This window comes from Pseudomonas corrugata, from assembly GCF_050920615.1.
GTDB lineage: Bacteria > Pseudomonadota > Gammaproteobacteria > Pseudomonadales > Pseudomonadaceae > Aquipseudomonas > Aquipseudomonas corrugata.
Window position 1 is genome coordinate 4,086,241 of sequence record NZ_CP130434.1, and the last position, 13,765, is coordinate 4,100,005.

The 13,765-nt window shown below is 65.7% G+C and carries 1 protein-coding gene and 1 pseudogene; both read left to right on the forward strand.

What is annotated here, in order from left to right; all coding sequences use genetic code 11:
• Positions 1-60 precede the first annotated feature (60 nt).
• Positions 61-2,643, forward strand: a pseudogene (locus tag QZH45_RS17835) (condensation domain-containing protein); the annotation flags it as partial.
• A gap of 156 nt (positions 2,644-2,799) precedes the next feature.
• A complete protein-coding gene (locus tag QZH45_RS17840) occupies positions 2,800-13,467 on the forward strand; it encodes an amino acid adenylation domain-containing protein (protein WP_432783800.1) in 10,668 nt (3,555 codons plus the stop codon).
• Positions 13,468-13,765: the final 298 nt, after the last annotated feature.

Below are 13,765 nucleotides of genomic sequence, written 5' to 3' on the forward strand. Positions count from 1 at the left end.
GATCGCGAAGGTCCGCTGGCACTGTCGTTCGCCCAGCAACGACTGTGGTTCCTCGATCAGTTGGACCCGACGGCCAGCGCCGCCTATCACATCCCCGCTTCGCTGGTGCTGCGCGGCGCCCTCGACCGTACCGCGCTGAAGAACGCCCTCGATGGTCTGGTGGCGCGACATGAAAGCCTGCGCACCACCTTCCGCCGCGACGGCGAACATCCGCTGCAAGTGATCGCCCCGGCCGATTGTGGCTTCAACCTGCAGGAACAGGACCTGCGCCACCTGCCTCGGGACGAGGCCGGGCGGCAAGCCACCCGACTGGCGGAAGAGGAAGCGGCCCGAGCGTTCGACCTGCTGCACGGTCCGCTGATTCGCGGCACGTTGCTGTGCCTGGCCGACGATGAGCATCGGCTGTTGATCACCCAGCACCACATCATCTCCGACGGTTGGTCCATTGGCCTGCTGGTCAAGGAGTTCGCCGCGCTGTACCAGGCATTCAGTACCGGACAAGCCGATCCGCTGCCGCCACTGCCCCTGCAGTACGCCGACTACGCCGCCTGGCAGCGCCGTCATCTGCAGGGCGAGCGCCTCGACCAGCAAGTGGAATTCTGGCGCGCTCACCTGGCCGGCGCCCCGGCGGTGCTCACGCTGCCTACCGACCGGCCGCGCCCGGCGGTACAAAGCTACCGGGGTGAAACCCTGGGCTTCGACCTGCCCGCCCCGCTGTCCGCTGCCATCGCCCGGTTCGCCCAGTCCCGCGCCGCAACCCCGTTCATGACCCTGATGGCGGCCTGGGCGGTGCTGCTGGCACGGATCAGCGGCCAGCAGGACTTGGTGATCGGCACCGTTGCCGCCAACCGCGACCGCCAGGATGTGCAGTCGCTGATCGGTTTCTTCGTCAACACCCTGGCCCTGCGCATCCGCCTGGAAGCCAACCCGACCCTCGAGCAGGTGCTGCAACAGGTCAAGGACCTCATGCTGGAGTCTTCCAGCCGCCAGGACACCCCGTTCGAGCTGGTGGTCGAAGCCCTCAAGCCGCCGCGCAGCGCCAGTTACAGTCCGGTGTTCCAGACCATGCTCTACACCAACGCCGGGGGGGCCGGCGGCCAGTTGCACCTGCCGGGACTGGACCTGGAGTTCCTGCCGTCGCGCAAGGACAACACCCAGCACGACCTGTCCTTGCACATCGACGAAGGTGGCCCGAACCTGTCTTGCAGCCTGTCGTATTCCACGGCACTGTTCGATGCCGCTACCGTCGAGCGCCTCGCGGCGCGCTTCGAACGCCTGCTGCAGTGTTTCACCGAAGCACCGGACACCCGTATCGGTGCATTGGAACTGGACCCGACCCTGGTCCTGCCGGCCATCACCGCGCTGACGCCGGTGCCGGAGCGCATGCCACTGTCCTATCACCAGGAACGGCTCTGGTTTGTCGACACCTTCGAGACCGGTTACCTGTACGACGCCAACCCGGTCTATCACAACATCCCGTTGCTGCTGGAACTGACCGGCGAGATCAATCAACCAGCCCTGCAAACCGCCCTTGACGGCCTGCTGGCCCGTCACGACATCCTGCGTTGCCGGATCCAGAGCGACGGCGCGAATGCCTGGCAATGCTTCGACGGACCGGCCACCCTGGCCCTTGAACGGATCCAGGGCAACCCGGACACCCTCGCCGCCCAGGCCCTGGCCGAAACCCGTCGGCCGCTGGCCATGAACGGTGGCAGCCTGGTGCGCGCCAGCCTGGTGCAAGCGGACGAACGCACCGCCGTGCTGGCGATTGCCGTGCATCATTTGCTGGCCGACCGCACCTCCATGCAATTGCTCAAGCGCGACCTGCTGGCCCTCTATGCTGCCGCTTGCGCCGAGCGCAACGCCGAGCTGCCGGCCCTGCCGCTGGGCTATGGCGACTTTGCCGCCTGGCAACGCCAGCTCCCGGCTGCGGTGCTGGAAAACCTGCGGGCTTATTGGAGCTACCAGTTGCGCGGCAAGCTGCAAGCCCTGGAGCTGCCGCTCAATCGCCCGCGCATGGCCGTGCATGTGTTCGCCGAAGCGACCCACGCCTTCACCCTCGAAGCACCGCTGGTCCGCCGCCTTGACGCTCTGGCCAGGGAAGTCGGCGTGAGTACCGACAGCCTCGCCCTCAGCGCCTTCACTGCATTGCTGCGCCGCTATGCCGGCCACAATGAACTGGTGATCGGTACCACGGCCGCCTGCCGCGAGCCCGGCCTGAACGACGTTGTCGGGCCGCTGGACAACCTGCTGGTCATGCGTGGGTTCTGCGACAGCGACACCACCTTGCAGCAGCTCTGGGAACAAACCAGCCACAACCTGACCCAGGCCCTGCGCCATCGTCACATGCAGTTCGACCAACTGGTGCTGGCGCTGAATCCGGCCAAGGACATGAGCCGCACCGCGCTGTTCGACGTACTGTTCAACTTCCAGCGCGACACCGACGCCAGCACGCTGGTCGCGGGGCTGGCGGTCAGTACCCTGGAAAGCAACCTGGGCTACGGCAAGAACGATCTGCACCTGCTGATCAGCGCTGGCGAACAGCGCTGGGCCGGGCATGTGGTGTACAACGCGGAGTTCTTCGACGCCGGGTTCATCGAGCAGTTGATGCGTCACTACGCGCGCCTGCTGGAAGCCTTTGTCGAGGATGCCCGGCAGCGCGTCGACGATGTTCCCCTGCTGGACAGCGCCGAGCGGCAGCGGCAGATCATCGACTTCAACGACAGCGAAGCGGCCTGGCCCGACACCCTGACCCTGCAGCAGATTTTCGAGGAGCAGGCCCGCCGGACACCGGACCGTATTGCCGTCAACCTCGGCGAGGAACAGCTGAGCTATCGCCAGCTCAACGAACAGGCCAACCGCCTCGCCCACCGTTTGCGCGCCGCAGGTGTGCGGCCCCAGGAACTGGTGGCCATCACGCTGGAGCGCTCGGTGCAAATGATCGTCGCCACCCTGGCGGTGCTCAAGGCCGGCGGCGCCTATGTGCCCATCGACCCGGCCTCGCCCCAGGAACGCATTGCCTACGTGCTGCGCGACAGTGGTGCCGGCAAGGCCATTGCGCGCCAGGGCATGGCGCCGACGCTGCGGGCACTGGGTATCGAGGTCCTCGATCCGACCCTCGGCAACATTGACGCCAGCGTCGCCAACCCGACCCACGTCAACACCCCGGACCACCTCTGCTACGTGATCTATACCTCGGGCTCCACAGGTGAACCCAAGGGCGCGCTGCTCGAACACCGCAACGTCGTGCGCTTGCTGCACAACAATCGCCCGGACTTCCAGTTCAATGCCGAGGATGTCTGGTCGCTGTTCCACTCCAACGCTTTCGACTTCTCGGTCTGGGAAATCTTTGGCGCGTTGCTCCATGGCGCACGCCTGACCCTGGTGCCCGAGGCCCTGCGGCGTGATCCGGTAGAGCTGCTGGGTTTCCTCGAACGCGAACAGGTGACGGTGTTGAACCAGACCCCCTCGGCGTTCCATCAGCTCAGTGCCGCCGCGCTGACGACGCCGGATGTGCGCCTGGCGCATTTGCGCTACGTGATTTTCGGTGGGGAAAGCCTGGAGCTGGGCAAGCTCGATGCCTTCCACCGTGCCTTCGGGCATGTGGCCCTGGTGAACATGTACGGCATCACCGAAACCTGCGTCCACGTCACCTACAAAGCCATTGGCGCGGCCGACATCGCCGCCGGCATCTCCAATGTCGGCCGGCCGATTCCGACCACCGTGGCCTACGTGCTCGACGCCCAGCAGCGGCTGCTGCCCGTCGGCGTGGCCGGTGAGATCTGCGTCGGCGGCCTGGGGGTCGGCCGGGGCTACCTGAACCGTCCGGCCTTGAGCGCCGAACGTTTCATTGCCGACCCGTTCCGTCCCGGCGAGCGGCTGTATCGCTCCGGGGACCTGGGCAAGTTGCTGGACAACGGCGAGATCGTGCACCTGGGCCGGATGGACGCTCAGGTGAAGATCCGCGGTTTCCGCATCGAGCTGGGGGAAATCGAAGCCAAGCTGCTGGCCTGCGAGGGCGTGCGGGAAGCCAAGGTGCTGGCCCGTGATGATGCGAACCAGGGCAAGCGTCTGATCGCCTATCTGATTCCCCGTGCGGGCGCGGTGCTGGAAGTGGCCGCCTTGCGTAAGCAATTGGGCGCGACCCTGCCCGACTACATGATCCCGACGGCCTTCGTCAGTCTGCATGCCTACCCGCTCACGGCCAACGGCAAACTCGACCAGGAGGCCTTGCCCGAGCCGGACCTGGGCGCCATGTCCGAGCGCGGCTACACCGCCCCCGAGGGCGCCACCGAAACCGCCCTGGCGCAGATTTTCCAGGAGCTGCTGGGCCTGGAGCGCGTGGGTCGTTGTGACAGTTTCTTCGAACTGGGTGGGCATTCGCTGCTGGCCGCGCAACTGGTTTCCCGGGTACGGCAACAGTTGGGCTGCGAGCTGATGCTGCGCGAGCTGTTCAGCCACCCCACCGTGGAAGAACTGGCACGAGTGGTGGGCGCCCCGCACACCGCCGAGGCCGAGACCATCGGCCTGGTCGACCGCAACGGGCCGCTGGCGTTGTCGTTCGCCCAGCAACGCTTGTGGTTCCTCGACCAGCTCGATTCCGGCGCCGGCAGCGCCTATCACATGCCGGCCGCCTTGCTGCTGCGTGGCGATCTCGACCGTGCGGCCCTCAAGGCCGCTCTGGATCGCCTGGTGGCCCGGCATGAAAGCCTGCGCACCACCTTCGAACGCCATGGCGAGCAGCCGGTGCAGGTCATCGCCCCCGCGGACTGTGGCTTCGCCCTGGCCGAACAGGACCTGCGCGCACTGCCCTACGAACAAGCCAGCGTCAGTGCATCGCGCATCGGCAACAACGAGGCCCTGGCGCCGTTCGACCTGAGCCGTGGACCGCTGATCCGCGGGCGCCTGCTGAGCCTGGCCGATGACGAACACATCCTGCTGATCACCCAGCACCACATCATCTCCGACGGCTGGTCGGTGGGTGTGCTGGTCAAGGAATTCGCCGCCCTCTACCGGGCCTTCAGCCAGCAGCAACCCGATCCTCTGCCGGCGTTGCCGATCCAATATGCCGACTACGCCGCCTGGCAGCACCAGGCCCTCGACGGTGAACGGCTCAATCGCCAGGCCGAGTTCTGGCGCGACCACCTGGAAGGCGCGCCGGCCTTGCTGTCCCTGCCCACCGACCGCCCACGTCCGGCGATGCAGAGCTATCGAGGCGGCGATGTCGCAGTGACCATCGCCCCGGCATTGCGCGAACGCCTGGAGCACTTCTGCCAGGCCCACAACGTGACCCTGTTCATGGCGCTGCTCGGTGCCTGGTCGGTGCTCATGGCGCGCCTGGGCAACGAACGGGACGTGGTCATCGGCGTACCGACGGCCAACCGCAGCCGCACCGAGACCGAAAACCTGATCGGTTTCTTCGTCAACACCCTCGCCCTGCGCGTAGACCTCTCGCAGAACCCGAGCGTGACGCAACTGCTGGAGCAGATCAAACAGACCACCCTGGCGGCCCACGAGCACCAGGACATTCCTTTCGAGCAAGTCATCGAAGCCGTACAGCCGCCGCGCTCTCTGAGCCACAACCCGCTGTGCCAGGTCGCCCTGTCGCTGGACAACACCCCGGGCGGTGGCGAATTGAGCCTGCCCGGCCTGACCCTGGTGCCTGTGGCCCAGGCCCATGAAACCTCGCAGTTCGACCTGATGCTGACCCTGGGCAATGACGGCGGCACGTTGTCCGGCGTGATCGAATACGCCAGCGACTTGTTCGACCGTGCCACCGTGGAGCGTTTCGCCCAGCATTTCCAAACCCTGCTCGAAGCCATGGTGACGGACGTCGAACAACCCGTGCTCGGCTTGCCGTTGCTCAGCCCCGCACAACGCCAGGCCTCGCCAGCGGTGTTACCGCCCAAGGCCGTGTTTACCCCCGAACCGTTGATTCATCAGCGCTTCGAACAACTCGCCGCCGCCCAGCCCGAGGCCATTGCCCTGGTCTTTGGCGACACGGCGTTGAGTTACCAGGCCCTCAATCGCCGGGCCAACCGCATCGCCCAGGCGCTGCTGGCCCAGGGCGTGCGCCCTGACGACCGGGTGGCAATCCTGGCTCAACGCGGCGTGGAAATGGTCTGCGCGGTACTGGCGGTGCTCAAGGCCGGTGCGGCCTATGTGCCGCTGGACCCGGCCTACCCCGCCGAACGACTCGGCTACTTGTTGGACGACAGCACACCGGTCGTACTGCTGGCACAACCGACGTGCCTCGCCGCGCTGCCCGAGCATGCCGTGCCGCTGGTGAATCTCGACGATGACCCCACGGCAGATGACCTGGCGGAACTGGACCGCAATCCGGACGCCCAAGCGCTCGGCCTGACATCGCGGCACCTGGCCTATGTCATCTACACCTCGGGTTCCACCGGTTTGCCCAAAGGGGTATTGGTGGAGCACGGCAACGTGGCGCGCCTGTTCGACGCCACTGCCGAACTGTTCGACTTCGGTCGCAACGACGTCTGGACGCTGTTCCACTCCTTTGCGTTCGACTTCTCGGTCTGGGAAATCTGGGGCGCGCTGAGCTACGGCGGCAAGCTGGTGGTGGTGCCGAGCGAAGTGGCCCGTTCACCCGACGATTTCTATGCGCTGGTCTGCCAGCAACAAGTGACCGTGCTGAACCAGACGCCGAGCGCCTTCCGCCAGTTCATCGAGGCCCGTGAGCGCAGCGACCTGGAACACGGCCTGCGGGAAGTGATTTTCGGCGGCGAGGCCCTGGATTTCCGCAGCCTGCGGCCATGGACCGCACGCACGGCCCTGTCCCGCACGCGCCTGGTGAACATGTACGGCATCACCGAAATCACCGTGCACGCCACCTACTACCCCGTCAGTCAGGATGAAATCGACGCGGGCGCGCCGAGCCTGATCGGCCCACCATTGCCCGACCTGTGCCTGCGGATTCTCGACGACTACGGGCAACCGGTACCGGTGGGGGTCAATGGCGAGATCTACATCGGTGGCGCCGGTGTGGCCCGGCATTACCTCAATCGCGACAAACTGAGTGCCGAGCGCTTCATTCCCGATCCGTTCGCGACGCAAACCGAGGCCCGGCTGTACCGCACCGGCGATATCGCCCGCTACCGCGCCGACGGCGGGGTGGTCTACGTGGGCCGCAACGACTCGCAGATCAAGATCCGCGGTTTTCGGATCGAGCTGGGCGAAATCGAAGCCCAACTGCTGGCCTGCGCTGAAGTCCGTGAAGCCCTGGTGACCGTGCGCGAAGACCAGCCCGGCGACAAACGCCTGGTGGCGTACCTGATCGCCCATGAAGGGGTCGTGGTGGAGTCGTCGGCCTTGCGCAGCCAACTGGCGAGCGTGCTGGCCGAGCACATGGTGCCCAGCGCCTTCGTGACCCTGGCGGCCTGGCCGTTGACCACCAACGGCAAGCTGGACCGCAACGCCTTGCCGACACCGGACGCCTCCGCCGCCGCAAGCCAGCGGTATGAGGCACCGCTGGGGACTATCGAAATCACCCTGGCCAATGCCTGGCAGGAGTTGCTCGGGGTAGAACGGGTGGGTCGCCAGGACCACTTCTTCGAACTCGGCGGCCATTCCTTCCTGGTCATCAGCCTGATCGAGCGTCTGCGCCAGGCCGACCTGCAACTGGACGTGCGCACGGTGTTCTCGGCGCCAACCCTCAAGGCCATGGCCGCGGTCCTGGCCGGCGGCAACAACACGCAGCGGGTCGTACCGGCGAACCTGATCCCCGCCGACTGCACCGCCATCGAGCCGCAAATGCTGCCGCTGGTAACCCTCAGCCAGCAGGAAATCGAGCAGATTGTCGCCGATGTTCCCGGCGGCGCCGCCAATGTGCAGGACATCTACCCACTGTCGTCGTTGCAGGAAGGCATCCTGTTCCACCACCTGTTGCAGTCCGAGGGTGACGCCTACCTGATGCGCACGGTGGTAACGTTCAACCGGCGCCAGTTGCTCGATGACTTCCTCGCTGCGGTGCAGGTAGTGATCGACCGCCACGATATCCTGCGCACCGCCCTGCGCTGGCAGGGCCTGCCGCAACCGGTGCAGGTCGTCCATCGCCAGGCGCAATTGCCGGTGGTGACCCTGGATTGCTTCCCCGGCGAAGACGCCTTGCAGATCCTGCGTGACACGACCGACACCCATCATCTGCGCCTCGACCTGCAGCGGGCGCCGTTGATTGCCGCGTACATCATCTACGACGAACCTCGTGGACAATGGCTGCTCGCGCTGCTCGACCATCACCTGGTCAGCGACAACGTGACGTTGCGCTTGATCATGCTGGAGATCCAGGCGGTCCTGGCCGGCCAGGCCGACAGCCTGCCGTCGTCCCAGCCTTACCGTAACTTCATCGCCCAGGCCGCCAGCGTGTCCCAGGCCGACCACGAAGCCTACTTCCGGCGCTTGCTGGCGGATGTCGATTCCACCACCGCGCCTTATGGTGTGCTGGATGTGCGTGGCAACGGCGCCGGGATCAAGCGCGCGGTCGAGCACCTGGGCGATGAGCTCAGTGCCCGGGTGCACCGCACGGCGCGCCAGCAAGGGGTGCCAACCTCGGTGCTGTTCCATGCGGCCTGGGGCCTGGTGGTCGCCGCGACCAGCGGCCGCGACGACGGGATTTTCGGCACGGTGCTGTCGGGTCGCTCCCAAGGCACCGCCGGTGCCGACCATGCGCTGGGGATGTTCATCAACACCTTGCCGATGCGCATCCGCTTGCAGCAGCACAGCGTCAGCGACATTGTCCATGACGCCTACCAGCAACTGAGCGAACTGCTGACCCACGAACAGGCCTCCCTGGCCCTGGCCCAGCGTTGCAGTGCGGTGGACGCTTCGTTGCCGCTGTTCACGGTGATCCTCAACTGCCGTCATGGCGACCTGGTGAACGCCTCCGGGGAAAACGTCGAGGACATGGGCGAGCACGAAGGCATGCACTTCGTCGCCTCGGAAACCCGCACCAACTACCCCATCGAAATCGCCGTGGCGAATGTGGCTGACGGCTTCTCCCTGACGGCCCAGTCCATCACCGGCATCGATCCGCAACGCATCGCCGCCTACCTGGGCCAGGCCGTGGCCGCCCTGGTGGACGCCCTGGAGCAATCCCCCGGACGCCTCGCCAGCAGCCTCGACGTGGTGCCCGCCAGCGAACGTCAGTTGCTGCTCGAAGACTTCAACCGCACCGCCAGCGATTTCGGTGCGGCGCAACCAATCCACCAGTTGTTCGAAGCCCAGGTGCACGCCAATCCCGACGCCGTGGCCCTGGTCTGCGAAGAGCGCCAGCTGAGCTATCGCCAGCTCAATCGTCGCGCCAACCACCTGGCCCGGCAGTTGCTCGCCCTCGGCGTGCAACCCGATCAGCGCGTGGCCATCTGCGCCGAGCGCAGCCTGGAGATGATCGTTGGCCTCTTGGGCGTGCTCAAGGCCGGTGCCGCCTACGTGCCCATCGACCCGGCCCACCCGGCCGAGCGCATGGCCTTCATGCTCCAGGACAGCCAACCCCAGGCGTTGTTGACCCAGTCGGCGCTGTCCCTGCCGTCCGGGGAACTGCCGGTGTTGTTGCTGGACATCGTGGAGTCGTTGCAAGCAGCGGACGATTCAGCTTTCGACAGTAACCCACAAGTACCGGGCCTGACTGCGGAACACCTGGCCTACGTGATCTACACCTCCGGTTCCACCGGCCAGTCCAAGGGCGTGATGGTCGAGCACCGTTCGGTGTTCAACTTCTGGCACGTGCTGACCCGCACCACCCACCAACACTGCCCGTCACCGGCCACCGTGGCCCTGAATGCCGGGTTCTTCTTCGACATGTCGATCAAGGGCATTGCCCAGCTGTTCTCCGGCCATCGCCTGGTGATCATCCCGCAACTGATCCGCGCCAGCGGCAGCGAGTTGCTGGACTTCCTCGAACAGCACCAGGTGCATGCCTTCGACTCCACGCCATCGCAGCTCGACACCCTGCTCGCCGCCGGCCTGCTGGAGCGCCAGAGCTACCAGCCGGTGAGCGTGCTGCTCGGTGGCGAAGCGATCAACGCCGCCACCTGGGAGAAATTGCGTAACTGCCAGAGCATTCGTTTCTACAACATGTACGGCCCCACCGAGTGCACGGTGGACGCCACCATCGACCTGATCCGCGACCTGGGTGAGCGGCCGAGCATCGGCCGACCGTTCGCCAACGTCCAGGTCCACGTGCTGGATGCGCGGGGTGAGCCGGCACCGTTGGGGGTGGCCGGGGAAATCCATATCGGCGGTGTCGGTGTGGCCCGGGGTTACCTGAACCGGCCGGAGCTGAGCGCCGAGCGTTTCATCGCCGATCCGTTCAGCGGTGAGCCGAGCGCCCGCCTGTACAAGACCGGCGACCTCGGTCGCTGGTTGGCCGATGGCACGCTGGAGTACCTGGGTCGCAATGACTTCCAGGTGAAGATCCGCGGCTTCCGCATCGAGTTGGGTGAGATCGAGAATGCCCTGGTGGCTTGCCCGGGTATCCGCGAAGCCGTGGTGATCGCCCGTGAGGACAGCCAGGGCGACGCGGAGAGCAAACGCCTGGTGGCCTATGTCTGCGGCGAACCGGTTCCGGCTGAGCAACTGCGCAGTGCGCTGTTGAGCGGACTACCCGAGTACATGGTGCCCAGCGCCTTCGTGCACCTGGACGCCCTGCCCCTCACCGCCAACGGCAAGCTCGACCGCCGTGCCCTGCCCGAACCCGGTCAGGACGCCCTCGCCAGCAAAGCCTACGAGGCGCCGCTGGGTGACACCGAGATCGCCATCGCCGAGATCTGGAAAGGCCTGCTGCACCTGGATCAGGTTGGCCGTCACGACGGCTTCCTCGAACTGGGCGGTCACTCGCTGCTCGCCGTGCAGTTGCTGTCCAGGCTGCGCCGCAAACTGGGCGCGCGGATTACCTTGCGCGAACTGTTCGACGCACCGACGGTGCGTGGCCTTGCCGCGCTGGTCCACAGCGCGTCGCCCAATGAAACGGCATCGATTCCACTGGCCAATCGCTCGGGACGGCTGCCGTTGTCCTTCTCCCAACAACGGCTGTGGTTCCTCGATCACCTGGACCATGCGGCCGGCGCCGCCTACCACTTGCCCCTGGCCCTGCGCCTGACAGGCTCGCTGGATAAGGCCGCCTTACTAGCCACGCTCGACCGCCTGGTGGCGCGCCATGAAACCTTGCGTACCCGTTTCGAGTTGGTGGACGGCGAGCCGGTGCAAAAAATCGCCCCGGCCGACTGCCGCTTCCAGCTGGAACAGCAGGACCTGCGCCAGATGCCGGCCGACAAACGCACGGCCACGCTGGAGCGCCTCAGTCACCTCAACACCACGCAGTTGTTCGACCTGAACCAGGGACCGCTGATGCGCGGCCATCTGGTGCAAGTGGCGGACGACGAACATGTGCTGTTCATGACCTTGCACCACATCGTCTCCGATGGCTGGTCCAACAGCGTCCTGGCCCGGGAAGTGAGCGTGCTCTACAGCGCATTCGCCCAAGGCCAGAAAGACCCGTTGCCACCGCTGGCGCTGCAATACGTCGACTATGCCGCCTGGCAGCGCAAATCCCTCGAAGGGCCGGCGTTGCAGGCGCAGATCGACTTCTGGCGGCAACACCTGGAAGGCGCGCCCGCACTGTTGAACCTGCCGCTGGATCGCCCGCGTCCGGCGATACAGAGCTATGCCGGCGGCATCGTCGACTGTGCTTTCTCTGCATCCCTCAGTGCCGAACTGCGTGCCTTCAGCCAGGCCCAGGGCACCACGTTGTTCATGGTACTGCTGGCCGGCTGGTCGGTGTTGATGAGCCACCTGAGCGGACAGCACGACGTGGTGGTCGGCACGCCGGTGGCCAACCGTCAGCGGCCGGAGCTGGAGGCGCTGATCGGTTTCTTCGCCAACACCCTGGCGTTGAGGATCGATACCGGGCGCGACAGCCGCGTCGACGGGTTGCTGACGCGGATCAAGGACCAGACACTGGCGGCCTACAGTCACCAGGACCTGCCCTTCGAACAGGTGGTCAGTGCATTGCAGCCGACTCGCAGCATGAGCCACAGCCCGTTGTTCCAGGTGATGTTGAGCCTGGACAACACGCCACCGGCGCCGCTGCAACTGCCGGGGCTTGCGGTGCAAACCCTGGAAAGCCCGCACAACACCACCCAGTTCGACCTGTCGCTGTCACTGGTCGACAATGGCGAGCGCATCGGCGGTAGCCTGCAATACGCCAATGATCTGTTCGACCGAGAGACCGTGCAGAACATCGCCGGACTGTTCGCCAAGGTGCTGGAAAACCTGGTTGCCGATTCACGGCAATCCATCGGCCAAGTGCTGGAAAACACGCCGCCGCTGGAACGCTCGGCCGCCGCCGTGGCCTCGCCGACCGGAGCAGAAGACACTCCGATCCCAGCCTTGCCTTACGAAGCCCCACGGGGCGAGACCGAAATCGCCATCGCGGCGCTCTGGCGGGACCTGTTCAAACAGGAGCGCATCAGCCGTCACGATGACTTCTTCAGCCTCGGCGGAATTTCGTTGATGGCGGTGCAGATGGCTTCGCGCTTGCGCAAGGTCCTCGGCAAGCCGATTGCCGTGCGTGATCTGTTCGTCGAGCCGACCATTGCCGGCTTCGCCAGGACCCTCGATGGCCAAGCCCGACCGGGGGCCAACAGCAACCTGGTACCGATCCGTCGCAGCGGTTCCCAGCGGCCGCTGTACCTGGTGCATCCACTTGGTGGCGAGGTGCAATACGCACGGGACCTGGCGCCGTCGCTGGATCCCCAGGTTCCGGTCTACGGCCTGGCCGCCAGTGGCCTGGTGGCAGGAGAAGCGCCGCTGTCGGATGTCCCGTCCATGGCAGCGCGTTACCTGGCGGGCATCCGTCAGGTTCAGCCGCAGGGTCCGTACCGGATTGCCGGGTGGTCGGCCGGTGGTCTGATCGCCTATGAAATGGCCCGCCAACTGCTGGCCGGCGGTGAGGTGGTGGAGTTCCTCGGCATCATCGACGCGTCGGCACGCCCTGAACCGGTGCCGATGCAAGCGATGAGTGAAGCGCAATTCCTGATGGCCTGGCTCCCCGAACAGATCGCCCCCGACCTGCTCGGACAACTGACGGAACTGGCGCAACACTCGGCCATCGAGGCGATGCTGACGCTGTGTATCACCCACCGCCTGCTACCGGAGGAACTGCCCCATGATATCGACGCTGCCCTGCTGCGCACCCACCTGGGGGTGGCCTATGCAATGCGACAGGCCATCGGCACCTACGTCAGCCCACCGAGCCCGCTCGAGGTATCGCTGTTCACCGCAAGTGAACAGCAGCGCAACGACCCGACCCTGGGCTGGCGCGGGCTGCTCAATGACCAGGTGAACGTGACCGCCCTTCCCGGCACCCACAACACGGTGGTCAAAGCCCCCAATGTGGCCAGGTTGGGCGAGGCGATGTCCCGGGCCTTGAAAGCTCGAGCCATGTCATAGGATCGGGTTTGCGCAAGTCAGTCAGCATGGACGCTGGCTGACCTACCGCTATCGCGAGCAGGCTCGCTCCCACATTGGACTTGAGGTGTACGCAGCCTTTGCACACACCACCAGACCCTGTGGGAGCCGGGCTTGCCCGCGAAGACGGCGGCACATTCAACATCTCTGTGGCAAACACTCCGCTATCGCGAGCAGGCTCGCTCCCACATTCGACTTGAGGTGTACGCAGCTTTTGCATACGCCACCAGCCCCTGTGGGAGCCGGGCTTGCCCGCGATGGCGGCGGCACATTCAACATC